This window comes from Cyclobacterium sp. L-R (genome assembly GCF_056859355.1).
The window spans coordinates 99,039-125,091 of record NZ_JBSXOH010000083.1; the positions used below are offsets into that span (position 1 = coordinate 99,039).

Genomic DNA, 26,053 nt, shown 5'->3' on the forward strand with positions numbered 1-26,053 from the left:
TTATGCCAGAAATCATTAAAACCAAAGAAATACGTAAAGTATACAGAATGGGAACCGAGGAAGTCAAAGCACTCAAATCGGTGAGCATTAGTGTAAACAGGGGAGAGTATGTGGCTTTTATGGGGCCTTCCGGATCTGGAAAGTCTACTTTAATGAACATTATTGGCTGTTTAGATACACCTAGTTCGGGGCAATATATCTTGAATAGCAAAGATGTGAGTGACATGAGTGAAGATGAGCTGGCAGAGATAAGGAACAAAGAAATCGGTTTCGTATTTCAGACTTTCAATTTGTTACCGCGGGCAACTTGTTTAGAAAATGTGGCCTTACCTTTGATTTACGCAGGGTTTAATAAAGCAGATAGAGAAGAAAAGGCTTTTCTTTCCTTAAAAAGTGTTGGCTTAGATGATAGGATTCATCACAAGCCCAATGAACTTTCTGGTGGGCAAAGACAAAGAGTAGCTATTGCCCGAGCTTTAGTAAATGATCCTAGTATCATTTTGGCAGATGAACCAACGGGTAATTTGGATAGTAAAACCTCCTATGAAATAATGGACCTTTTCCATGTTTTGCATCAGAAAGGAAACACCATTATAATGGTTACACATGAGGATGATATTGCGCATTATGCCCACCGTGTAATTCGGCTTAGGGATGGGCTGGTAGAGTCTGATGAAAGAAATCCTAACCCAACTGTTATAGATAAAACGGTTATTTGAAATCAAAAAGAATTAAATGAAAATATACACCAAAACGGGAGATAAAGGCAAAACATCTCTTTTTGGGGGCACCAGAGTGAATAAATCTCATTTGAGAATTGATGCTTATGGTAATGTTGATGAATTAAATGCAAATGTAGGTTTACTGAGAGATCAGGTAAAGAATGAAAAGATCTCCGGGGTTCTGTACAAAGTCCAGGACAGGCTATTTGTAATAGGAGCGATATTGGCCTGTGATCCTGATAAGAAAGGAATGAAGCTTCCTGAATTTAATGAGGAAGATGTTCATTTTCTAGAATTAGAGATTGACAGAATGGAGGCAAATCTTCAGCCTTTAAAGAATTTTATCATTCCAGGAGGTCATCCAGTAGTTTCTTCGGCACATATTGCACGGACAGTATGTAGGAGAGCGGAAAGGTCAATGGTGTTGTTGTCGGAAAGTTCTCAAGTGGATGTAGTATTATTAGAATATGTTAATAGGCTTTCAGATTATTTGTTTGTTCTAGGGAGGCAATTGGCAAAAGATTTAAATGTAAATGAAATCACCTGGCATGCAGGTGCGTAAATAATTATGGATAAAACATTAAACATAGATATAATTAAGTCATCAACATCAAAATTGGAAACCACTAATTTTGATGAACTTTCATTTGGACAGACCATTAGTGATCACATGTTTGTGGCGGACTATATAGATGGTGCTTGGCAAAACCTAAAAGTTGTGCCTTATGCTCCTCTACAGCTTAATCCAGCTAATGCAACCTTGCATTATGGGCAATCTGTCTTTGAGGGTATGAAAGCATATAGAAATGAACAAGGGGAGATCTTGGTTTTCAGAGGTGATGCCAATCAGCAGAGATTAAATGAATCTGCGAAGAGAATGTGTATTCCTGAATTGCCTAAGGAAATTTTTATGGAGGGAATGCGTAGTTTATTAGAAGTGGATAGAGAATGGGTACCTAAGCAAACAGGATGTTCTCTGTATCTCCGTCCCTTTATATTTGCAGCTGATGATTACTTGGGCATTAGACCATCAAAAAAATACAAATTTATGATCTTGGCTTCTCCTGTAGGGAAGTATTATGCGAAACCTGTTGCCGTGAAGGTAGAAACCAGATTCGCAAGAGCCATAGAAGGAGGAACAGGAGCAGCAAAGGCAGCAGGTAATTATGCTGGCTCACTCTATCCAGCATTGAAAGCCCAAAAAGATGGCTATGACCAACTTTTGTGGACAGATGGAAAGACCCATCAGTATATCGAAGAAAGTGGAACCATGAACGTCATGTTTGTTATAGATGGGGTGTTGATTACAGCTCCTACTACCACTGGCACTATTCTTAAAGGCATTACTAGGGACAGTGTTTTAACCTTGGCCAAAGAGATGGGAATGCCTGTTGAAGAGCGATTCTTAACAGTCATTGAACTTGAAGAAGCACTCAATTCCGGGAAATTGGAAGAGGCATTTGGAACAGGGACCGCAGCAACAGTCGCATTTATAAGATTAATAAATATTCATGGCAAAGATTATGAATTGCCTGAAGTTTCAGAAGATGCATTTTCTGTTCAGATCTTGGAGGCCCTCGACAATATCAAATATGGCAAAGTTCCCGATAAGTACAACTGGATAATGAAGTATTAATCCTTGTCAATTTAAGTCTTGTGAATATTGTTTAGCTTATGAAAGTCCTTATCAGGGCCCTATTGTTTTTAAGTCTGATTTCCTTAGGCCAAGGGACAGTATTAGCTCAGAATTACCTGATCTTGCAAAAAGGTGCCAACGAAAAATCACGTATTACCTATGAGGTGGGAGATGAATTTATCTATTTGCAAGAAGGGAATGATTACTATATCAAAGATGTGATTCGTGAAATTGATAGAGACTATATAGCTTTGAAAGAGAATGTTCTAAGCTTGAAGCAAATTAAAGCCATAGACATTAGAGATAAAGATGAGCGAAATCAAACCCTAGCTAATTTAACCTTGCTGCCAATAGCAGGAGGCACCTTGTTGATGCTGGCAGGTGGGATAAATAGTCTGGCTGCGGATGGTGGAATCCATTACAGTACAGGTGTTTGGACGACTTCGGCAGCCTTGATAGGTGCCGGGATATTGATAAAAAGCCTGAGGTACAAGAAATTTAAAGTAGGGAAGAAGAAAAAGATAATGGTCATCACCGTTGAGGCTTCAGAATAGACTAAAACATTATGATTCTCACATTGCCCTTGGGAGAAGAATCTAAATTACATTATTGTAAGAGAAGGGTTTGGCTTTAAACCCTAATTCCCCATAGCTGCTTATAAGTGTTTACCTTTTTCAATCCAATGAATTAAATTGGTTATTTAGTAGTAATTCAGCAAATTTGCATTTTAAATAAATAAATAAATTAAACATTATGACATCAGATCAATTGAAAGATTTGAAGGCCCGAGTAACGGCCTTGAGGAGGTATCTTTGACTACGATCGTAAGAAATCAGAAATAGAAGAGTTTGAAGCCATTTCAGCACAACCGGGTTTTTGGACCGATACTGATGAGGCAGAAAAAGTAATGAAGCAGATCCAAGCGCGTAAAGCCTGGACTTCTCAGTACGAAACCATAGATACAGGCGTCCAGGATTTGGAAGTGCTGTTTGAGTTTTATAATGCAGGAGAAGTTTTGGCAGAAGAATTGGATATTGAATTCGATAAAAACCTCAAACTAGTTGAGGACCTGGAATTAAAGAAGATGCTCAGTGGAGAAGAGGACCAACTTAGTGCTATGTTGGAAATTAATCCTGGTGCCGGTGGTACTGAAAGCAATGATTGGGCCTCAATTCTTCTCCGTATGTACATCATGTGGGGAGAGAAAAATGGTTATAAGGTGAGAGAAGTAGATCTTCAAGAAGGTGAGGTTGCAGGGATTAAATCCGCTACTCTGGAATTTGAAGGTCCGCTAGCATATGGGTTTTTGAAATCAGAAAGTGGTGTTCACCGATTGGTCAGGATTTCTCCATTTGATAGTGGAGGGAGAAGGCATACATCTTTTGCCTCTGTTTATGCTTACCCTGTAGTAGATGATACCATCAATATAGATATTAGCCCTGCTGATATTGAATTGCATACATCGCGTTCAGGTGGTGCTGGGGGGCAAAATGTAAATAAAGTTGAGACGAAAGTACAACTTACGCACAAGCCTACGGGCATAGTGGTAGTATGCCAGATAGAGCGTTCTCAATTAGCGAATAGGGAGAAGGCCATGCAAATGTTGAAATCCCGGTTGTATCAACTGGAGATGGAAAAAAGAAATGCAGAAAGAGCCAAGGTGGAATCAGGGAAAATGAGGATAGATTTTGGTTCACAAATCAGGAACTATGTTCTGCATCCTTACAAATTAGTAAAAGATGCACGTACCGGACATGAAACTTCAGATGTTCAAGCGGTTTTAGATGGAGGACTAAATGAATTTATTAAATCCTATCTATTGGCCCAAAGTGAAGAAGAAGTTAAAGATAAAGATTAAAAAAAAGCCTGAATTTTCAGGCTTTTTTTTATCCATTTAGGAAGAAAAGCTGGTAGCAATTACGATTTGGATTAACGATCACTGTCGTTAATTAAGTACGATTTCATCTACCATTAGATAGGCTTTTTGTCCTGAAGAATTATGCCAAGAAGGTAATTTATCTACTGGACTGGCTACTATTTTTAAATGTTGTATTCCATTTTCTGAATAAGGAATTTCAACCTGTCTCAAAAAAGAAGGTGAATTTTTTTCAAGTGCTTGTGGACGGAAAGTTTTTGAAAGTTTCCAGTTTTGACTAGCATCAGGTCTTGTCCATATTTCTACCTCTTTTGGAGGGAAGAACCTTGATCCTATGTTTTGCCATAGAGAGATAGCCATTGATGAAATATCGGTTGGTTCTTTGAATTCCATTTCCACTTCTAGAGGATTGTTTAAAAAACCCAACCAGTTTAGATTCCATACATCTGGTATGGCTTTCTTTTTGTCGAAAAGGCTTTCTTTACCATCTCCTTTATACCTATCCTCTGGTAGATGAAGCATCTCAAAGGAAGTTGGGCTTATGGTAGCCCTGATAAATTCAGCTTCTGAAACGGTACTGCCTATCCAACCCTCTGCAAAGGCTCGGGCTTTAATGGTTATGTTTTCTTTTATTTCAAGAGGCTTTTCATAAAGCATGAAATTACTACTATCGGGTTCACTACCATCCAAGGTGTAATAGATACTTGTGGTACCAATAGGATGGGTGAGTTTAACTTCAAGTTTATCTTTGAAAAAGGCTTTGTCAAAACGAATTACTGGTGGGTTTAACATCAGTAAGGTTGACTTTTCCTCTGTACCTATTTCAATGGTGGTTTGAGGCAAGGCAGCTATTAGTTTTTCCAGTGATTCTTTAGAAAGTCCTGTATTCCAAAGAAAAAGCTTTTTAACATTCTTAAGCTTGGATATAGGTTCTATAGCCTCATCAGTTAAATTATTCCCAGCCAGAGAAAGTAAAGAAAGATTCTCCAGACCTATCAATGCCTGCAAACCCTCACCTTTGATATCGGTAAAGTTCAAATACAGTTTTTCAAGGTTAGGGAATGCACTAAGTGAAGCCAAATCCTCATCCTTCACAGGCATGTTATTTAAATTAATGGAGATTGTTTGCACTTTGACTTCGGAAAGCTCCTTCAGGGAGTTAGGATCAAAGTTCGCCCGGCCAAAATAACTAATAGATAGGGCAGGGGATTCTATTCCTAGAGGCTGTATTTTGCGGTAGAAATTATTAAGGGCCTCAATTTTTTCATCAGAAACTGCAGCAAATTCATAGACTTTTGGAGCTGTAGAAAATTTTTCAACTGCCAGTTTATAAATGCTGCTGGTATCAGGCAGTGCCATAACTTTCTCATCAATAATGGCTCCGGAACTAATCCAAGCCTCCAGAATTAATCTTTCCTCTTCGGTAAGCTGGGGCTTGCCTTCAGGAGGCATGTGTTCTTCATCCTCTTCAGGTAGGTTTATTCGGTGAGCCATTAGGCTGTTTTCTAAGTCAAAAGGCTCAACGGCTGGTCCGGATTCACCACCTTTTAATAAATTCTCAGGGGTATCCATTCTTAGTTCCCCTTTTTGCTTGGATGCTTTGTGACAGCTAAGGCATTTATTTTCAATAATTGGATAGATCAAGTGAGGGAAAACCTCTGCTTCTTCCAAGCTTACCATCACTACTTCATTATTTTCAATAGGTGCAGTGATGAAATTTTCACCATGAGTAATTGATGCACCTAAATGTCCTGAAACGATAACTATCAAAGCTAGGAATGAGGCACCGACTTTAATTACCAACTGCTTTTGACTGTCGATAAAATAATAAAGTAAGGAAGAACCCCAGAAGATCCCCAAACCGGTCCACTTGTGCCAAAAAAGCGCCTCTTTCGCGTACCCTGTTTCATGAGACAGTAATAGTCCGGCAATTACGGTAAAGCCAGCTGTAAGTGCTCCAAGTAGCAATAGGTCTGTCCCGTATTCTCTGCTGTCTTCCTTTTTGGGGAGGAATTCGGGAATGCCTACAAGTAAAACAGCCAATAAAATGATTACAATTGGAAAATGCAGTAGAAGTGGATGCATTCTACCAAATACATGAAGCCAGTCAGGAATCAATACCCTGCTTTCTGCAAGCACTAAGAACAATACAAAGACATTTACAGCAAAAAGCACCTGAGCCAGAATGGACTTCAATTTTGATGTTAACATAGATGGGGAAATAGATTTTTTACTTCGGGTTAAAATTGTTAGGCCATAAGACCATTGACTATATTTCCGGCAACATCTGTAAGCCGGTATCTTCTTCCCTGATGTCTAAAGGTGAGTTTCTCGTGTTCCACGCCCAGTAAGTGTAACATGGTGGCATGAAAATCATGAACGTGTACCGGATCCTTGACAATGTTGTAACCAAATTCATCAGTCTCTCCATAGGTGACGCCTGGTTTTATTCCACCACCTGCCATCCACATCGAAAAAGCCCTTGGGTGATGGTCTCTTCCGTAGTTGTCAGCTGAAAATCTTCCTTGACAGTAATTGGTTCGGCCAAACTCTCCTCCCCAAATGACCAAGGTTTCATCCAATAAGCCTCTTTGCTTTAGATCTGTAATTAAGGCAGCGGATGCCTGATCTGTATCCTTGGCTTGTAATGCCATCTCATTAGGGAGGTTGCCATGTTGATCCCAGCCTTGGTGATAAAGCTGCACAAATCTGACGCCATTTTCGGACAATTTTCTAGCTAGCAGGCAGTTGGCCGCATAGGTACCGGAAACCAGACACTCAGGACCATATAGTTTTACAATGCTGTCTGGTTCTTTACTTACGTCAGTGACTTCAGGAACAGCTGTTTGCATCCGGTAAGCCATCTCATATTGTTGAATTTTGGCACTGATTTCAGGATCGCCGAATGATTGGTAATTTATTTGATTAAGTGCTGAAATTTTATCCAGCATCCTCCTTCTATCCATTTTGCTCATACCTTCTGGGTCATTGAGGTATAGCACAGGGTCATCACCGCTAGAAAATTGAACACCTTGGTGAACTGATTCCAAAAAACCATTTGTCCATAGCTTAGAGTAAACCCCTTGTCCATTCCCTTTGCCTCTTGATAAGAGCACACAGAAACTAGGTAAATTATTATTCTCACTTCCAAGGCCATAGCTAAGCCATGCACCCATACTAGGTCGGTTCCCTACCTGTGCACCTGTTTGGAAGAAAGTAAGGGCAGGATCATGGTTAATAGCTTCTGTATGCATGGATTTTACTATACAGATGTCATCTACAATCTTAGCCGTATGAGGAAAAAGGTCACTTACCCAAGCCCCAGATTTCCCATATTGCTTAAATCCATAAGCAGAACCAACCAATGGAAAGGACGATTGTCCGGCAGTCATACCGGTCAGACGCTGTCCCTGTCGAATCGAATCGGGAAGTTCTTCTCCAATTCTTTTGTTAAGCATGGGTTTGTAATCGAAAGATTCTAATTGGCTCGGAGCTCCGTTTTGAAACATATAAATAACTCTTTTCGCTTTGGGTGCGAAATGAGGGATGCTTGCCATTAATTTGTCCGTGTCCAGTTGGGGTTGGCCATTAAATAAATCTGGTATTAAAAGAGATCCCAAGGCCACACTTCCTAAGCCCAGACTTAACTTAGATAGGAATTTCCTCCTATTTTCATTCAATCCATTTTCTACAATTTCTTTTTCCATATCAGGTTTTGGTAATCGCTTCTTCAACATTGTATATAGCCACCAATACTTGCATAAGGGCAGCCGTTTCGGGGGTGTCGCTAAATTGATCCAAAGGAAACTCTCCAGCCTTCACCGTTTCTAAAATTGTTTCAGGCTTTTGCTTGAATCTTTTTAGTTCTTCTTGATGGTACTCTATCAAAAGGGCCAACTCTTCTTCTTTTGGAGCTCTACATATGATTTTGAAAAAAGCCTCTTTTATTGCTTCATCATCTTCTTTTCCCTCCCTTATTAAGTTATTGGCAAGGACACGTGATGCCTCAAGGATCAATGGATCATTGAGCATAGCCAATGCCTGTAAGGGTGTGTTGGTTCTGTTTCTTGTTACTTCACATACGTCCCTATTGCTTCCATCGAAAATGATTGGTTTAGGTGGGGGAGATGTAAGCTTGATAAAGGTGTACAAGCCTCTTCTGTAAAGGTCATTTCCTATGTCTTGTCGATATTCTGCCAATTCTCCTCTACCCGAAGTAGCTGCTTCCCATAAACCCTCAGGCTGGTAAGGTTTGACACTGGGACCGCCGATCTCATCGGATATAAGCCCGCTGCTGGCTAGTACTAAGTCACGAATGTGTTCGGCATTTAGTCTTATCCTTGGATATCTGGCCAAATAAAAGTTGTCCGGATCTGCCTCTATTTTGTTTTTATCCACAGTAGCTGACTGTTGGTAAGTCGCTGAACTCAATATTTTTTTAATTAAATACTTGACGTCCCAGCCACTTTCACGGAAATCAACAGCTAGCCAATCCAGTAATTCCGGATGTGTAGGTAATTTTCCCTGCATACCGAAATCACCTGCAGATCTCACTATTCCTGCGCCAAAAAACTCCTGCCACATCAAGTTGACAAATACCCTTGCCGTTAATGGATTATCCTCAGCAAATGTCCATTGGGCTAAACCCAGTCGGTTTTTGGGGTATTTGTTTTCATCAAATTTGAGAATGGCCTCAGGGGTGGATGGGGTAACCATAGTGGTAGGCTGATCGTAAATGCCTCTATCCAATATGTAGGTTTGCCTTAACGTGTCTTTGAAATCATCCATAACCGAAACCATAATTTTGCTGGTGTCCTGATGATTAACAAAATCTAATATTCCTTCCAAATCCTCTTTTTCCACCCACATTATAGGGTGTTTAGCTGGTTTGGATACGCTTACATCTCCTTCATAGCCTTGCTCAGGAGTATTGTTGAAAAAAGAATACATTTGAAAATAATTCTCCTGAGAGATTGGATCATATTTGTGGTCATGACACTGTGCGCATTCTACAGTCATACCAATTATAGCTTTGCTAAAAGTATTGGTTTTGTCTAGAATGTATTCCACCCGGTATTCTTCTGGTATTACTCCACCTTCCTCAGTGTATTTATGGTTCCTATTAAATGCGGTTGCCAAGATTTGTTCTTTGTTTGCATTCGGCAACAAATCTCCAGCTAGCTGCCAGGTTATAAATGTGTCGTAAGGTAGGTTTTTGTTGAAAGCATGGATGACCCAGTCCCTGTAAGGCCACTGTGTTCTGATATTATCGTCTTGGTAGCCATAAGAATCTGAATACCTTGCAATGTCCATCCACAATACAGCCATCCTTTCTCCAAAAGAGGGTTTACTAAGTAGCTTATCTATGATTTTTTCTGTTGCATTTTCAGAATCGTCGGCTTCATAAGAACGCATCAGTTCCATGGTCGGAGGTAATCCGGTAAGGTCCAGACTTAGCCTTTTGAGAAGAAGCATTTTATCAGCAGGTTCATTTGGTTTGAGGCCCAGTTGGTCCAATTTGGCCAATACAAAATGGTCTATTTCATTGTTTGCCCATTCAGCATTTGAGGTTTTGGGGAGTGGACTTTTTGTGGGAGGAACAAATGCCCAGTGTGGTTCATATTTAGCTCCTTGCTTGATCCATTTTTTAATGGTTTCAATCTCTGTAGCACTAAGTTTAAGATTAGATTCTGGAGGAGGCATCATCTCAGAAGCATCCGTCGATTCAATTCTTGCAACAATTTCTGATTTTGCGGGATTTCCCGGCACTATGGCATGTGCTCCAGGATTTTCTTTAAGTGCGGCGTACGCACTTTCCTCACTGTCAAGCCTTAAACCTGACTCGCGTTTGTTTTCATCAGGTCCATGACAAGCAAAACAGTTGTCTGATAAAATAGGCCTAACGTGAAAATTATAACTGACCTGATCTCCAGATGTCAGTACATCAGCTTCTGATGCTTTTTCTGAACATGAGGTAAAAATTAAAATCGATACTAGAAGTATTTGGGTTAAGTGCCTAAGCATATGTTTTCTTGGCTTGCTTAAATTGTTAATAATGAACAATTTCATAATTTAAAGCTAAATATACAAGCAATAATTAGAATTCTACTTGATTGGTAATACAAGAAAAGATTATTCCAAAAAAACCGTATAATCACATTAAAAAATTGGGTAAAAAGTGATCTTAGCCATTAAGTTAATAGTTGTATAGCGGAAATGGCTAAGCTAGGAATGAACTTCTGGTTAGGGTTTAGGAAAAGCAAATAGGTCTCATTTTAGGGAAATTTAGTATCTTAAATCCTAAATATGCAATAGACAATCTATTACCTGCTAAAATCTCTTCAAAATCAGCCGTTTCGTTGCTGTTTTCAATTTCACCAAAGCGGTGCTATGCTAAAATCTCCAAACAGTCTGATTTTCTTGCGATTGCAACACTCATTACGAATCCTATTACATAATCCGGGTTTAATTGCTGTGAATTATAGTCTGGGCTAAATAAAAAAAGGAGAAGTTTTACCTTCTCCTTTTTCAGTGGTGTATTCAATTTATATTGTTTTAGTCTTTTTAGGATTTTTTCACCTTTGAAAAATCAAAGTCTTCCAGAAATTTCGTAGTGAAATTACCTGCATTAAATTCAGGGTCTTCAAGTAAAGCCAAGTGGAAAGGAATGGTGGTTTTGATACCATCGATCACAAACTCTTCCAGAGCTCTTTTCATCCTAACAATAACCTCTTGTCTTGATTGAGCGCTTACGATAAGCTTTGCAATCATAGAATCATAGTTGGGAGGAATAACATAACCGGCATAAACATGACTGTCGATTCGTACTCCTTTGCCTCCAGGGAGGTGAAGATTTACGATTTTCCCTGGGCTCGGTCTGAATCCATTAGAAGGGTCTTCCGCATTGATACGGCACTCCATGGCGTATAATTTAGGGAAGTAATTTTTCCCACTTATTTTTTCACCAGCAGCTACCTTGATTTGTTCTTTGATCAAATCAAAATCAGTTACTTCTTCTGTGATCGGATGTTCTACCTGTATTCTGGTATTCATCTCCATAAAGTAAAAGTCCCTGTTTTTGTCCACCAAAAACTCTATGGTACCTGCACCCTCGTAGCCTATGGCTTCTGCACCTTTGATGGCGGCAGTTCCCATTTTTTCTCTCAACTCATCTGTGATAAATGGAGAAGGGGTTTCTTCTACTAATTTTTGATGCCGCCTTTGAATAGAACAGTCTCTTTCAGATAAATGACACGCTTTGCCAGAAGAATCACCTATGATCTGAATTTCAATATGTCTTGGTTCTTCGACAAATTTTTCAAGGTACAATCCGTCATTACCAAATGCTGCTGCAGATTCCTGACGTGCATCGTCCCAGGCTTTCTTGAATCCAGAAGGGTCTTTTACTATACGCATGCCTCTACCGCCACCGCCAGCTGTAGCTTTAAGAATAACTGGATAACCAATTTTTTCCGCCAAAGGAAGTCCTTGTTCGATGGACTCTAATAAGCCTTCAGATCCAGGGATAGTAGGCACTCCTGCTGCGGCCATGGTGGCTTTGGCAGTGGCTTTATCCCCCATTTGGTTGATCATTTCCGGACTGGCTCCAATAAATTTTATATTGTATTCCTCACAAATTCGAGAAAATTCAGCATTCTCAGAAAGAAAACCATAGCCGGGATGAATGGCATCTGCATTAGTTATTTCTGCAGCTGCAATAATTCTAGGGATGTTTAAATAAGAATCTTTACTAGCCGGTGCGCCTATGCATACTGCCTCATCGGCAAAGCGTACATGCAAGCTGTCCTTATCAGCAGTGGAATAGACAGCGACAGTTTTTACACCCATTTCCTTACAGGTTCGAATGATCCTTAAGGCAATTTCTCCCCTGTTTGCTATTAATATTTTATTAAACACTATATAAAGTCGATTTGGTTAGAAAACAATCAATTCTGAGGTTCAACCAAAAACAGAGGTTGGTCATATTCTACTGGAGATGCATCATCTACCAAAATCTTTACGATTTTACCTGAAACTTCAGACTCTACTTCGTTGAATAGTTTCATTGCTTCAATGATACAAACAGGCTGTCCTTTTTGGATAGAATCACCCACGTTTACAAAGAATTCAGCATCTGGATTCGGTGACCTATAGAAGGTTCCTATCATAGGAGACTTTACTTCGAGAAGGTTTTGTGCAGCAGGGCTCGCTTCGGTAGGGGCTGGTGGCGCTACTTGCGTTGGAGCCTGAGTATATTGCGGGGTAATATTTTCTGATGGTTTTGCTGCTGGAGCTTCCGAGTTCTTTTTGATGGAAAGCTTGAACTCGTCCGTCTCTATTTTGACCTCTGCTAGTCCGGAATTGGAAATAAAGTCAATTAATTCTTGTATTTCTTTTGCTTTCATAAATCTATTTCTTTGAGAATGACCTGTTTTATGGTCACCCTGTTTCAAATATACTTGATTTTAACTAAAGTAAAACTATGTAAATTAATGAATAATTTTAGTGTTAAAAGGATTATTTCACTCTTTCTGAGTAGGAACCATCACGTGTATCTACCTTAATCATAATGTCCTGATCAACAAATAATGGGACCATTACGACTGCGCCGGTTTCTAGTGTGGCTGGCTTTAATGTGTTTGTGGCGGTATCTCCCTTGATGCCAGGTTCGGTATAAGTTACCATTAATTCTACAAATGCAGGAAGTTCGACACCAAGTGGGGTCTCGGTTTCATCGTGGATAAGGATGTCTACCATTTGTCCTTCTTTCAACAATTCAGGCCTTTCAATTAACTTTTCTTCAATTGGGATTTGTTCGAAAGTTTCAGTGTCCATGAAGTGATAGCCCATGTCATCATTATAAATGTACTGATGTGGTCTTTTTTCCACCCGAGCCGTTGTGACCTTTTCGCCAGAATTGAATGTCTTATCCAGCACTTTTCCGCTAGTAAGACTTTTTAGTTTAGTTCTAACGAATGCTGGACCTTTTCCAGGTTTTACATGTTGAAACTCAACGATTGTCATGATGTCATGATTGAACACCAGGCAGAGGCCATTTTTGAAATCAGCAGTACTTGCCATATTTGCTTTGTTTTTGGTTAAACGCTTTTTGGGTCATATCCCCACTTTAAATATACTGCTCCCCAGGTAAATCCACCTCCAAAAGCAGCTAAAATAAGATTGTCTCCCTTCCTTAGCTTAGATTCATAATCCCATAAGCACAGTGGTAGAGTGCCAGCTGTAGTGTTGCCATATTTTTCAATGTTCAACATTACCTTTTCAGAACCAATCCCCATTCTTTTAGAGGTAGCGTCAATTATTCTCTTATTCGCTTGATGAGGTACTAGCCAAGCGATATCATCAGCAGTCAAATTGTTTTTCTTCATTATTTCAGCACTTACCTCTGCCATATTGGTCACCGCAAATTTAAATACCGTAGAGCCCTCCTGAAAAACGAAGTGTTCTCTGGCAGTAACTGAGGCGATCGAAGCAGGCTTTTTGCTGCCTCCTGCCTCTATACGAAGGTAATCTGCACCCGATCCGTCAGTGTGCAGCATCGAGTCCATGACGCCAAGTGGTTCTTCAGTAGGTTCAAGCAAAACAGCTCCACCGCCATCACCGAAGATAATACAAGTTGTACGGTCCTGGTAATTTACAATAGAGGACATTTTATCTGCACCTATAATGATCACCTTTTTATGCGCGCCCGTTTCAATAAACTGACTACCCATAGTTAAGGCGTATAAAAACCCAGAACAAGCCGCAGAAATATCAAAACTGTAGCAGTTTTTAGCACCCACGTTATGGGCGATGATATTGGCTGTAGCGGGAAATAACATGTCTGGTGTTACGGTTGCACAGATAATCAAGTCGATATCTTCTGGATTTGTATTGGTTTTTTCCAATAAACCTTTAACTGCTGCTGTGCCTATGACTGAAGTGCCTTGATTCTCCCCTTTTAAAATTCTCCTTTCTTTGATACCTGTACGACTGGTAATCCATTCGTCATTAGTATCTACCATGGTTTCCAGTTCTTTGTTGTCAAGTACATAATCGGGTACCCAGCCATGCACTCCTGTAATAACAGCTCTTTTTTTCATCTGATTGGTTCTAGTCTCACATTGGAAACGGGTTGTCCTGTCTTTCGTGCGATTTTTTTATGAAAGTTAATTAGGGCAAATTCCCTATTAATTTATACTGTTTTTGTTAGAAGGTGTCTACAGTATTAAAATTTCGAATCCCAAAATTATTTAAAATGTACTTGTCCACCAAAGAATTCAAGAATATGTGAAAAATAAATAATGATGAAAATCAATATTTTAACCCATATTAGGCATTAAAGTTTCTTGGAATCAGACTTGGTTTTAACCGATATGCTATGTAACAATCAGTAAAACAGTGGGTTGTGGTATTGGTGAATAATGCGTTAAGTCTAAGTGGAATAATGCCAACAGGTTGGCTGATTTAGAATGACTTTAGCAGATTTATGGTTTATTCGGATTTTACAGATTCAATTTGTAGTTTGTGTAGAGGGATAAAAAGCCTTAAATTATGAGGGAGTTGAATTGTACCAGTTTATATAATGAAAATCAATATAAATAATAAAGAATATTTGGTCGATGTCGCCAATAACCCTAGCCTGTTGGAAGTCCTTAGAGACCAATTGGATTTCACAGGTACCAAATATGGTTGTGGTGAAGGAGCTTGTGGTGCGTGTAAAGTTTTAGTCAATGAAAACCCCACGCCCGCATGTATTACACCTGTGACTTCTGTGGCAGGTAAAAAGGTTACAACAATAGAAGGGTTGGAGGTCAATGGAGAACTTCATGCAGTACAAAAGATTTTGCTGGAAGAAGATGTCTTTCAGTGTAGTTTCTGCGCCCCAGGTATGATCCTATCTGCTGTGGCTTTATTGAAAAAACGTCCGAATGCCAATGAGAAAGAATTGATAGATGGGTTGAATGGAAACATCTGTCGATGTTGTACCTATCCTGCTATAATCAATGCACTCAAGAAATTGAGTCAAAACAATAGTGAATAATGAAATTGAAGGTGAATAAAATGCAATCCTCAGGTAATAAAAATTCCAAAAAGCTTGCTGGTAAAATTACCAGAAGAAGCTTTTTTAAGTATATGGGAGCAGGATTTGCTACCTATATGGTTTGGTCCGATGTTTTAGTCGCTTCGGCCTTATCTACCAATGAAAATCCAACTGCATTTCCTGATCAGGATCTTATAGGGTCTTGGATTCACATCTCACCCATTGGTCAGATTACGGTTTTCACAGGGAAGGTAGAAATTGGCCAAAATATTAGAACTTCCTTAAGTCAGGTGGTGGCCGAAGAACTGTCAGTTCGTCCTGATGCTATAAATATGGTCATGGGTGACACTGCCTTGACTCCGTACGATAGAGGTACCTATGGAAGCTTAACTACCCTCCAGATTTCTCCCATATTGAGAATTATGGCCGCTAACCTAAGGCATCTTTTGATGGAGGAAGCAAAAAAAACTTGGGGCATTGCCTCTTCAAACTTAATGTTGAAGGGAGGAATGGTAATTGATCTCAAAACTAACAAAAAGCTGGGATTTGGTGATTTGGTAAATGGAAAGTCTCTTTTGAAAAAGGTGGACAATAACATTAAACCTATAGCTCCGGAGAAATGGAAGATAGCGGGGCAGTCTATTTCCAAAATTAATGGCAGGGATTTTATTACGGGTAAACACCGATACGTTTCTGATCTGGTTTTGCCAGGGATGGTCTTCGGAAGAGTATTGCGCCCACCTTTTTATGGGGCAAAATTACTTTCGGTTGATACCAGTGCTGCAGAAAAAATACCAAGTGTTGAGGTGGTAAAGGATGGTGATTTTATTGGTGTAACTGCAGCGAGCACATTGACCGCCGCAGTGGCTTTGGCCTCAATTGACAGTACTTGGGAGCAAAGCCCAACTACTGAACGGCCTGAGCTTTTTGAACAGTTGGTAAAATCTGCCTCTGAGAAGAAAAAGGTAAATGAGGAAGTGAAAATTGCCTATGATCGTGGCGATATAAAGATCAATCAACGTTTTGAAATTGATTATATAGCCCACGTTCCTTTAGAAACCAGAGCAAGCTTAGCATCTTGGGATAAAGGATACCTTGAAGTTTGGGCCGGAACACAACGACCCTTTGGCCTGCATGAAGAATTGCAGAAATCCTTTGACCTAGCCGTTGATAAAATTCGTGTCCATGTACCTGATACTGGGTCTGGATATGGAGGTAAGCAAACGAGTGAAGTAGGACTTGAAGCAGCAAGGTTGTCTAAACATGTCGGCAAGCCTGTGAAAGTTTGCTGGACCAGAGAGGAAGAGTTTAAATGGGCTTATTTTAGACCTGCCGGAGTAATTGAGCTGAAGGCATCTTTGACCGATGGTAAAGTTTCTTCATGGGAATTTCACAATTATAACTCAGGAGCAGCAGGTATAGATTTTCCTTATACCTCAGCCAATAAACACCTTGAATACCATCGTTCATCCTCTCCATTAAGACAGGGGTCTTATAGGGCTTTGTCCTCTACGGCTAATGTTTTTGCAATGGAATCAATGGTGAATGACCTGGCCATAGAATTTGGTGAAGATCCAGTACAATTCAGGTTAAAAAATTTAGAAAATCCAAGGTTAAAAGCTGTAATCAAAGCAGCAGCCCAGTCCTTTGAATGGGGAAGGCTTAAGAATCAAGAAAATATAGGGCATGGGATGGCCTGTGGGACGGTAAAAGGAGGCTTTGTAGCCACCTTTGTTGAGGTAGAAGTGGCGCAACCGAGTAGGGAATTGATTATTCGTAATGTGGTAACAGCATTTGAATGCGGGGTGATCATCAATCCAAGGCATTTAGAAAGCCAGGTAACAGGCTGCGTTCTCCAAGGCTTGGGTGGAGCGCTTTTTGAGGCAGTAAATTTTAAGGAAGGAAAGCTTACCAATGCCAGCCTGATTTCCTACAGGGTGCCAAGGTTTAGTGATGTTCCGAAAATGAAAGTTATATTATTGGATAGAAAGGATTTGCCATCATCTGGAGCAGGGGAAGCTCCAATTGTATGCATAGCACCAGCTTTAAGAAATGCTATTGATGATGCCTCAGGTGTTAAGCTTTATAATTTACCTATGTTGCCATCAGGTACTGTTCCTGACAATACCTGATGGCATTATAAATATTACATTACAATATGTACTGTGAAAGGTCCCTGTTTTTCACAAGGGAATTTAGCCTTTCATTGACTAGCTCTTTTGTAATCATGATCTTGCTATTGGGCCCGATGGTGTCCGGAACTTCGAACAGGAAGTCGTTTAGCAAATGACTCATGACTGTATGAAGCCTTCTGGCACCAATATTCTCAACTTCTTCGTTAATACTAAAAGCGATAGTTGCAATTTCCTGAATGGCCTCATCAGTATACTCCAGGTAGACTTCTTCAGCTTCAAACAAAGCTTGATATTGTTTTGTCAATGCGTTTTTCGGATCTTTTAAGATCTTGTAAAAGTCTTCCTGGGTAAGGCTTGTCAATTCCACTCTGATAGGAAATCTACCTTGCAATTCAGGGATAAGGTCAGATGGTTTGCTTACATGGAAAGCTCCTGCTGCTATAAACAATACATGATCTGTGTTAACCAAACCATATTTGGTATTGACTGCACTTCCTTCAACAATAGGCAACAAATCACGTTGCACACCTTCCCTGCTTACATCAGGTCCACTTGATTTGCTGGAACCAGAGGCAATTTTATCTATTTCATCGATAAAAATTATCCCGTTGTTTTCTGTAAGCTTTATGGCTTGTTCCTTCACTTCATCAAAATCTATTAGCTTAGAAGCTTCTTCTTCCATTAAGATCTTCCTTGCTTCAGCTATGGTTACCTTTCGCTTTTTAGTGCGTTTTGGCATCATATTACTTAGCATATCTTGAATTCCAGCCATGCTGGCTTCATCCATCATGCCATTTCCTACCATGCCAATACCTGCTGGAGAGGACTGTTTTACATTGATCTCGATCTTTCTGTCTTCCAGTTCTCCATTTTTCAGTTTCTCTTTAAACCTTTCGCGGGTTTTTTCATTGAGTTCCTGTTCGCTGGCATTGTCAGGATTGAAGTTTTCTTTTTGGTTTGTTGTACTGAAACCAGTCCCTCTTACAGGTGGGATCAAAATATCAAGAAGTATGTCCTCTACGATTACAGCCGCTTTTTCCTTAACTTCTTCATTTTTTGTTTCCTTTACCAGAGTTACAGAATGTTCTACCAAATCCCTAACCATGGATTCAACATCTCTGCCGACATAACCCACTTCGGTGAATTTGGAAGCTTCTACTTTAGTGAAAGGAGCATTGGCGATTTTTGCCAGTCTACGCGCAATTTCAGTTTTACCAACTCCAGTAGAGCCGATCATTAAAATGTTATTCGGAACAATATCCTTTTGAAGGTCAGATTTCACCATAAGTCGGCGAATTCGATTTCTCAAGGCGATCGCTACATTTCTTTTGGCTTCCGTTTGGCCAATGATATATTTATCCAGTTCGGCAACAATTTGCCTTGGTGTTAAATGATTCATGTTTTCAATTCTTTACAATGCTTCAGATTTCTTCCCCTCTCCCTCGAAAGTAAACTTCACGGGATTGGATACTTTTTCTTCAAGAAGTGCTAATCCTAAAACTTCACTTACGTGATCAACAAAATGAAACCTAACACCTTTGAGGTAAGAGTCGTCGATTTCTTCGATGTCTCTCTGATTCCTTTTACAAAGGATGATGTCTTCAATTCCAGCTCTTTTTGCTGCCAAGATCTTCTCTTTGATTCCACCTACGGGCATTACTTTACCCCTTAAAGTAATTTCCCCAGTCATTGCTACCTTGGATTTGACTTTTCTTTGGGTGTAGACTGAGGCTATTGCTGTAAGCATAGTGATTCCAGCAGACGGTCCATCCTTAGGGACAGCACCAGCAGGTACATGGATATGTAAATCATATTGATCAAAGACACGGTAATCTATACCCATTATATCAGCATGAGATTTCAGGTAAGATATAGCGGTCATGGCTGATTCTTTCATGACATCACCCAGCTGTCCTGAAAGGGTAAGCTTTCCTTTACCTTTACTGATACTTGCTTCAATAAATAAAATTTCTCCTCCAACAGAAGTCCAGGCAAGTCCTGTAACGACCCCAGCGATGGAATTGTCCTGATAAATTTCCTTATCGAAAATTTCTCCACCAAGAATATTTCTAACTAAGGCAGGAGTGATTTTTTTCTGATAAGGCTCTTCCATTGCAATAGATTTAGCAATGTTTCTAATTACCTTACCTATTTGTCTTTCCAGGCTTCTTACACCAGATTCTCTTGTATAGTCCTCTATGATTTTAACCAATGCATCATTGGCAAAAGTCACGTCTTTTGATTTTAGACCGTGTTCTCTTTTTTGTTTGGGGACCAAATGCTTTTTAGCGATTTCCACCTTTTCCTCCATAGTATAGCCTGTCACCTCTATGATTTCCATCCTGTCTCTTAGTGCAGGTTGTAGAGTTTCAAGGGTATTTGCTGTGGCAATAAAGAGTACTTTAGATAGATCGTAATCTACCTCTACAAAATTATCCACAAAAGCATTGTTTTGCTCAGGGTCTAAGACCTCCAAAAATGCTGATGAGGGATCTCCTCTAAAATCTGTGCTCAATTTATCTATTTCGTCCAAAACAAAAACAGGATTTGAGGACTTTCCCTTTTTCATGTTTTGAATAATTTTTCCAGGCATGGCACCAATATAGGTCTTTCTATGCCCTCTAATTTCTGATTCATCATGTAGTCCACCAAGGGACATTCTAACGTATTTTCTACCTAAAGCCTTGGCTATGGATTTGCCTAAAGAAGTCTTACCTACGCCTGGAGGGCCATAAAGACAAAGGATCGGACCTTTGAGGTCTTGTTTTAGTTTGAGTACTGCCAGGTATTCGATAATCCTGTCCTTTACCTTATCTAATCCGGAATGGTCTCTGTCCAGAATTTTCTTCGCTCGATTGAGATCGAAGTTGTCTGTAGTGAATTCGTTCCATGGAAGGTCTACCAACACTTCAGCATAATTGATTGCAATAGGGTATTCGGCCGTAGCAGGATTCATCCTAAGGATTTTATCCAATTCTTTATTGAATTGATTGGCAACTTCTTTTGGCCATTTTTTCTTTTTACCCCTTGCACGTAATTCTTCTACTTCTTTGTCCGGCCCTTCGTCACCTAATTCCGTTTGAAGGACTTTCATTTGCTGCCTTAAAAAGTAATCCCTTTGTTGCTGGTCAATATCAGTATGCACCTTTTTTTGAATCTCATTTTTGAGTTCAAGCATCTGAATGTCTTTCATCATGAATTCGAGCAGCAAGGTGGCTCTTTCTATGCCGTCATTGATTTCCAATAATTTTTGTTTGGAATCTACCGGTGCATTGATGTTTGATGAAAGAAAATGAGTAAGAAATGGTGTGCTGTCGATATTGTCAAGAGCTACCTGGGCTTCTCTAGGGATTTCTGGATTTAACTGTAGAATTTTAAAAGCCGATTCTTTGAGCGATTGCTCTAGGGCCTCTATCTTCTCATCATTTTTTGGGAAACTCTCATCCAGATAGGAAACCTTTGCCTGGAAATAAGGGTCTTCAGTTAATTCCTCATCAATTTTAAATCGTTTTTTACCCTGTATTATAATAGTTGTATTGCCATCAGGCAAAACGATCATTTTTACAATTTTGGCTAGTGTACCAACATGATAAATGTCCTCCCAGGAAGGGTCTTCAATATTAGGGTTCCTTTGGGCACACACACCTATAAGTTTATCTCCTTTCTGGGCTTTTTTTACCAGCTTTATTGACCGCTGTCTACCAACAGTGATTGGGATGACCACACCCGGAAACAATACCGTATTTCTTACCGAAAGTATGGGTATTTCATTTGCGTAATTTTCTTCCTTTATGCTGGTTTCATCATCTTCATCGGTGATTAATTGGATAAGGTCACCTTCTCCAGAAAAATCTCCCAACATTAGTGAATGATATAATTGATTGTCGTTATTGTTCATACAGACATTATGACAGGTGTTGTGCCATGTTATTTTATTGAAATAAGAAAAACGCCTATTAAATAGGGGGTTATACCTATATAGACCAAGGCCTATGCCAATTTATTTCTTTTTACAAATTGTCAGGTAATAAAAATTAGGAGCAAATTGAAAATGGGGAGATATTATTTCCCCATTTTCAATTTGATAATTAGCTACCTGTGAAAAGCTTAAGAATATCATTCCCTATAGCAAATACCATGATGGCTAATAAAAGAACCATACCGATCTTTTGCGCATTCTCTAGGAACTTGTCAGAAGGACTTCTGCCAGAAACCATTTCATACAGTAAGAACATAACATGTCCTCCATCCAATGCAGGGATGGGCAATAGGTTCATAAATGCCAATATCATGGAAATTAGACCGGTAATTGACCAGAATTTTAACCAATCCCAGGTAGAACCATAGATCTTGGCCATTCCTATTGGTCCACTTACATTTTTTGTAGAGACCTCACCAGTAAACATTTTTCCCATGGCGCGGGCATTGATAATTACCACGCTAAAAGCTCTCTCAGCTCCTAGAGGTATGGATTGAGCAAATGTATATTTCTTTCTTATAGGTTCAATTAGGTTTTCAGCAGCTATACCAATAGTACCGTCTTCCATAACATCTAAACTGGTAATAATTTCCTGCTGATCTCTTACTAAGGTTAATTCTATCGTTTCCCCCTTATACTCTCCCAATGCTGACTGAAGTTCATTGAAATATTCTATAGGTTGATCATTGACAGCCACTATTTTGTCTCCTTTTTGGATACCTGCTTTCACGGCTGTTCCTTTAGGATTTACTTCTGATATAGTGAAAGGGAATCGAATGCTAATAAAATTAGACATGTTTTCTTCATTCGAAAAGGAATTGATAAAACCTCTTGGAATGGTAATTTTCATGCGCTCGCCATCTCTTTCAATCGTATAATATCCATCAGAGCTAAGAAGGGCATTTCCACCGCTTAGGTCATTCAAGGATTCATAAGGAATTCCATTGATGTCTAAGATTTTGTCTCCATCCTGAAGTCCTATTTGTTGTCCAATGTCATAGGCCACTATACCGTGTTCAATTACTTGGTCACGGGAGAAATAGGTTTCTCCTTTACTGTATACCAAAAAGACAAAAATGATAATACCTGTAATTACGTTTACGAATATACCTCCTAACATTACTATTAGTCTTTGCCATGCTGGTTTGGAGCGAAACTCCCAAGGTTGAGGTTCCGCTGACATTTGTTCGGCATCAAGGGACTCATCAACCATTCCGGAGATTTTGACAAAGCCCCCCAGAGGAATTGCTCCTATAGAATATTCAGTTTCTTTCCATTGGAACCCAATGATTTTAGGCGGAAACCCAATGGAAAACTTTTCAACCCTCATTCCAAACATTTTTGCTGCCAGAAGGTGTCCCAATTCATGTAAGCCGACTAAAATCGACAGGCCGAGTAGCAATTGCGCTACCATTATTAATGTATCCATTCTCTATTTTCTACTAATTAATTCTTCTGAAATTATTCTCGTTTCCCTGTCTGTAGCAATCAAATCTTCTAAACTAGGGTTCTTAATAAAACTAATTTTATCCATACTCTGTTCAATAAGTGAAGACATTTCAAGAAATTTGACCTTGTCTTGCAAAAAAGCTGCCACGGCTATTTCGTTTGCCGCGTTTAAAGAACAGGCTGCATTTCCTCCTTTTTTCAATGCTGTAAAAGCCAAATCCAGGTTTTTAAATGTTTCTCTGTCAGGCTTCTCGAATTGAAGGTTAGGGTAATCCATGAAATCGAACCTCTGAAAATCTGATTTGATTCTTTCAGGATAAGACAATGCAAATTGAATAGGGATACGCATATCCGGTAGTCCAAGTTGTGCCTTTATCGACCCGTCCTCGAATTGGACCAATGAATGAACGATGGATTGAGGGTGTACAACTACATCAATCTGATCAGCATCCAAGCCAAAAAGCCATTTAGCCTCTATCACTTCAAGTCCTTTGTTCATCAAAGATGCAGAATCTATTGTGATTTTTGCTCCCATGTCCCAATTTGGGTGCTTGAGTGCCTGCTCTTTGGTGACATTTTTTAAGTAATCCCTGTTTTTACCCCTAAAAGGCCCGCCAGAGGCTGTAAGAATAATTTTTTCTATAGGGTTGTGAAATTCTCCTACCAGACATTGAAAGATAGCAGAATGCTCTGAATCTACAGGGTAAATGTTTACAGCTTTCTCTTTGGCAAGTTTAGTGATCAGATCACCCGCCACTACCAAGGTTTCTTTGTTAGCCAAGGCGATTGGCTTTCCTGCCTCTATGGCTTTTATCGTTGGAATTAAACCAGCATAACCAACCAAAGCCGTCAATACTATGTCAACGGTTTCCATTTCCACCACTGAAGCAATGGCCTTTGCCCCTGCATAAACCTTAATAGGATGTTTACTAAGCGCATCTTTTACTTCCTGATAATAATTATCGTTGCCAATAACTACAACATTTGGTTGGAAAGCAATTGCTTGCTTAATTAATAGGTCCTTGTTGTTCTGAGCAGTAAGTACTTCTACCTGAAACTTGTCTGAATGTTGTTGAATTACATCTAAAGCTTGGGTGCCTATACTTCCTGTTGAGCCTAAAATGGCCACACGTTTATTTGTAGACATGGAAATTTTTTACTTTCAAAAAAGCACAGTGCTGAATAAGGCACCTTACGTTATCTTCTACTGACAAATTTACAAGGTAAAACCAGTATTCCCGTTTTTTTCAAACTTTTTAAGTCATATGTTTTTTTGGCATAAAATTGGATCGGGAAATGTTATGGTTTTTGTACCATAAAAATGTATAACCCATTTACATGCAAATGTTAATTTGACCTATTAATTAATTGCCTTAAATTAAGGTGTTTGTATGTTTTTTTTCTGTCGTGTTACAATACTGTAAACCTTTTATTTAAAGTTGTGTAAGCAGTGGGAATTGTAGATTGTCATGGGAAGGGAAAAGGAAGCCTAAAGGGCTGTTTAAAATAGGAGTTATCTCTAGTAATATTTGGGCATATCCCTAGGTTAATTCCTGTTTTGTAAGTAGATTTTAATCTGTAAAACACCTCATTTTCTTTTGTTTACATCACTTTTCTTTAGCGAAATAAGGCATAGGTTACAAATTCTTTTGTTTTGTTAGGGTTAAATAATGTTAAATAAATTGGCTTAAAATTATGAAAAGCCGTATTTGATAGGGTATTCAACGGTTTCAGTTATGTTAAAAAATGTTTTTTTAGTTTTTGTGGCATTTGTGGGTGGTATAGCGGGTTCATGGGTGTTTCATCAATATTTGAATGAAGAATTAACTAAAAAGGAAATGGTTAATTACATTCAAAATGAGGATTATCCCGCTTCTCAAGTAACCCATCTTACACCAACTTATGAGTCCTCCGGAAGTGCAATAAGTCCGGTTCCGGATTCTTTTGTTGAAGCATCGGAAAACAGTACCAATTCTGTTGTCTTTATAAAAAATTTCTCAGGAACAGATACTCGAAGATACAGTGTCTTTGACTATTTCTTTGGTCAAGGTATGCCCCAACAAACAGTGAGTACAGGGTCTGGGGTAATTTTTTCAGCGGACGGGTACATCATTACCAATAATCATGTTATTGATAAAGCGGAAACTATAGAAGTTATCCATAAAAAAAGGACTTATAAAGCCAGTCTGATAGGTTCTGATGCCAACACGGATATAGCTGTGTTGAAAATTGAAGCAGAAAACCTTCCGGCAATAGAAATAGGTAGCAGTCGTGCGCTGAAAATTGGAGAATGGGTTTTGGCAGTAGGAAATCCCTTTAATCTCACCTCAACCGTGACAGCGGGGATCGTTTCGGCAAAGGAGAGGCAGATCAATATCATGGGGGGAGAATTTCCTCTGGAATCCTTTATCCAGACGGATGCACCTATTAATCCAGGAAATTCAGGTGGTGCTTTGGTAAATGTAAAAGGAGAATTGGTAGGTATAAATACAGCCATATTAAGTAGGACAGGATCCTACACCGGCTATGGTTTTGCCGTTCCAGTGGATATAGCCACCAAAATTGCCAATGACCTCATCCGATACGGAGAGGTTCAAAAGGCTATTCCTGGGATTGAAGTCAATGTAATTACTAAGGAATTGGCGGAAACCATGGATTTAAAATCTTTGGATGGCGTAATAGTTTCACATGTTATAAGAAATGGAGCAGCAGAGAAATCAGGAATCAAACAGAATGATATTATCGTTCAGATTGACGGGAATGCAATTACCGGTAAAGGTAGTTTTGAAGAAGCCCTATCCTACTACTACCCTGGTGATAAGATAACAATCACTTACCTAAGAGAAGGGAAACAGAGAAATGTTCAAATTACCCTGCAAAACCTTCTGGGAGGAACAGGTGTTATTAAAAGGTCCTTTTATTCTTCTGCATTACTTGGTGCCAAATTAGAAACAATCAATGCGATTGAAATGGACCGTTATGGTATTCCATATGGAGTGAAAATCACCTCCGTCACACGCGGATATTTGAGAGATTTGGGATTTGGAGAAGGTTTTATTCTAACTCATATAAATGACGAACCAGTAAAAGATCCTGAGGAGGTAGGTAAGTTTCTAGAAGAATTTAGTGGGCAATTGCGAGTGGAAGGACTTACTCCTGGAGGTCGCTCTTTTGCACAGTCGTATTCTGTCAGATAAGCAATAATAGCAGCGAAT

General features: G+C 39.4%; 19 protein-coding genes. 8 read left to right on the plus strand and 11 right to left on the minus strand.

Annotated features, from left to right (window positions below; translation table 11 throughout):
* The first annotated feature begins 2 nt into the window (after positions 1-2).
* From AC13EX_RS15635 to prfB, 5 genes are all read left to right on the plus strand, one after another.
* A complete protein-coding gene (locus tag AC13EX_RS15635) occupies positions 3-719 on the plus strand; it encodes an ABC transporter ATP-binding protein (RefSeq protein WP_048640806.1) in 717 nt (238 codons plus the stop codon).
* A 16-nt stretch (positions 720-735) separates the two neighbouring features.
* Positions 736-1,284, plus strand: coding sequence for a cob(I)yrinic acid a,c-diamide adenosyltransferase (locus AC13EX_RS15640; RefSeq protein ID WP_482893401.1), 549 nt, complete (start codon positions 736-738; stop codon positions 1,282-1,284).
* Positions 1,285-1,290: 6 nt separating this feature from the next.
* Positions 1,291-2,358 carry a branched-chain amino acid aminotransferase gene (locus tag AC13EX_RS15645; protein ID WP_482893403.1) on the plus strand — a complete coding sequence of 356 codons (1,068 nt, stop codon included), beginning with the start codon at positions 1,291-1,293 and terminating at the stop codon, positions 2,356-2,358.
* A 38-nt stretch (positions 2,359-2,396) separates the two neighbouring features.
* Positions 2,397-2,912: a hypothetical protein gene (locus tag AC13EX_RS15650; protein WP_048640803.1), complete on the plus strand. Its 516-nt coding sequence runs from the start codon at positions 2,397-2,399 to the stop codon at positions 2,910-2,912.
* Between the two features lie 199 nt (positions 2,913-3,111).
* Positions 3,112-4,216 (plus strand): peptide chain release factor 2 gene (gene prfB, locus AC13EX_RS15655; RefSeq protein WP_482893405.1). Its coding sequence is split into 2 segments (ribosomal slippage): positions 3,112-3,171 and positions 3,173-4,216, totalling 1,104 coding nucleotides; the frame shifts between segments, so codons are not numbered across the junction.
* 87 nt (positions 4,217-4,303) lie between these two features.
* Here the strand turns inward: prfB and AC13EX_RS15660 are convergent.
* The 7 genes from AC13EX_RS15660 to AC13EX_RS15690 all read right to left on the minus strand — a co-directional run bounded on the left by AC13EX_RS15660 (position 4,304) and on the right by AC13EX_RS15690 (position 14,334).
* The gene (locus tag AC13EX_RS15660) at positions 4,304-6,445 is read right to left on the minus strand and encodes a c-type cytochrome domain-containing protein (RefSeq protein ID WP_482893407.1); all 2,142 of its coding nucleotides are present in this window, start codon (positions 6,443-6,445) and stop codon (positions 4,304-4,306) included.
* A gap of 38 nt (positions 6,446-6,483) precedes the next feature.
* Positions 6,484-7,941: a DUF1501 domain-containing protein gene (locus tag AC13EX_RS15665; protein ID WP_048644350.1), complete on the minus strand. Its 1,458-nt coding sequence runs from the start codon at positions 7,939-7,941 to the stop codon at positions 6,484-6,486.
* Between the two features lies 1 nt (position 7,942).
* Positions 7,943-10,258 carry a PSD1 and planctomycete cytochrome C domain-containing protein gene (locus AC13EX_RS15670; protein WP_048644349.1) on the minus strand — a complete coding sequence of 772 codons (2,316 nt, stop codon included), beginning with the start codon at positions 10,256-10,258 and terminating at the stop codon, positions 7,943-7,945.
* A 540-nt stretch (positions 10,259-10,798) separates the two neighbouring features.
* Complete coding sequence (gene accC / locus AC13EX_RS15675; RefSeq protein ID WP_048640800.1) at positions 10,799-12,151, minus strand: acetyl-CoA carboxylase biotin carboxylase subunit; 1,353 nt, start codon at positions 12,149-12,151, stop codon at positions 10,799-10,801.
* A 29-nt stretch (positions 12,152-12,180) separates the two neighbouring features.
* Positions 12,181-12,639 (minus strand): acetyl-CoA carboxylase biotin carboxyl carrier protein, encoded by a 459-nt coding sequence (accB, locus tag AC13EX_RS15680; RefSeq protein ID WP_048644348.1) that lies wholly within the window; start codon positions 12,637-12,639, stop codon positions 12,181-12,183.
* A 112-nt stretch (positions 12,640-12,751) separates the two neighbouring features.
* The gene (gene efp / locus AC13EX_RS15685) at positions 12,752-13,315 is read right to left on the minus strand and encodes an elongation factor P (RefSeq protein ID WP_048640799.1); all 564 of its coding nucleotides are present in this window, start codon (positions 13,313-13,315) and stop codon (positions 12,752-12,754) included.
* Positions 13,316-13,332: 17 nt separating this feature from the next.
* Positions 13,333-14,334 carry a beta-ketoacyl-ACP synthase III gene (locus AC13EX_RS15690; RefSeq protein WP_048640798.1) on the minus strand — a complete coding sequence of 334 codons (1,002 nt, stop codon included), beginning with the start codon at positions 14,332-14,334 and terminating at the stop codon, positions 13,333-13,335.
* Between the two features lie 482 nt (positions 14,335-14,816).
* On the opposite strand from AC13EX_RS15690, the gene AC13EX_RS15695 reads away from it, so the two are divergent.
* Both AC13EX_RS15695 and AC13EX_RS15700 read left to right on the plus strand, forming a co-directional pair.
* A complete protein-coding gene (locus AC13EX_RS15695; protein WP_482893408.1) occupies positions 14,817-15,275 on the plus strand; it encodes a (2Fe-2S)-binding protein in 459 nt (152 codons plus the stop codon).
* The gene (locus AC13EX_RS15700) at positions 15,275-17,407 is read left to right on the plus strand and encodes a xanthine dehydrogenase family protein molybdopterin-binding subunit (protein ID WP_482893409.1); all 2,133 of its coding nucleotides are present in this window, start codon (positions 15,275-15,277) and stop codon (positions 17,405-17,407) included. The genes AC13EX_RS15695 and AC13EX_RS15700 overlap by 1 nt, the downstream gene beginning before the upstream one ends.
* A gap of 19 nt (positions 17,408-17,426) precedes the next feature.
* Here AC13EX_RS15700 and hslU read toward each other — a convergent pair whose 3' ends face one another.
* The 4 genes from hslU to AC13EX_RS15720 all read right to left on the minus strand — a co-directional run bounded on the left by hslU (position 17,427) and on the right by AC13EX_RS15720 (position 23,985).
* Complete coding sequence (gene hslU, locus AC13EX_RS15705; protein WP_482893410.1) at positions 17,427-18,809, minus strand: ATP-dependent protease ATPase subunit HslU; 1,383 nt, start codon at positions 18,807-18,809, stop codon at positions 17,427-17,429.
* Positions 18,810-18,821: 12 nt separating this feature from the next.
* Positions 18,822-21,308 carry an endopeptidase La gene (gene lon, locus AC13EX_RS15710; RefSeq protein WP_482893411.1) on the minus strand — a complete coding sequence of 829 codons (2,487 nt, stop codon included), beginning with the start codon at positions 21,306-21,308 and terminating at the stop codon, positions 18,822-18,824.
* A gap of 190 nt (positions 21,309-21,498) precedes the next feature.
* Positions 21,499-22,818, minus strand: coding sequence for an RIP metalloprotease RseP (rseP, locus tag AC13EX_RS15715; RefSeq protein ID WP_482893412.1), 1,320 nt, complete (start codon positions 22,816-22,818; stop codon positions 21,499-21,501).
* Positions 22,819-22,821: 3 nt separating this feature from the next.
* A complete protein-coding gene (locus AC13EX_RS15720) occupies positions 22,822-23,985 on the minus strand; it encodes a 1-deoxy-D-xylulose-5-phosphate reductoisomerase (RefSeq protein ID WP_482893413.1) in 1,164 nt (387 codons plus the stop codon).
* 589 nt (positions 23,986-24,574) lie between these two features.
* Here AC13EX_RS15720 and AC13EX_RS15725 point away from each other — a divergent pair.
* Positions 24,575-26,035, plus strand: a complete 1,461-nt coding sequence (locus tag AC13EX_RS15725) for a S1C family serine protease (protein ID WP_048640791.1) — start codon at positions 24,575-24,577, stop codon at positions 26,033-26,035.
* Positions 26,036-26,053: the final 18 nt, after the last annotated feature.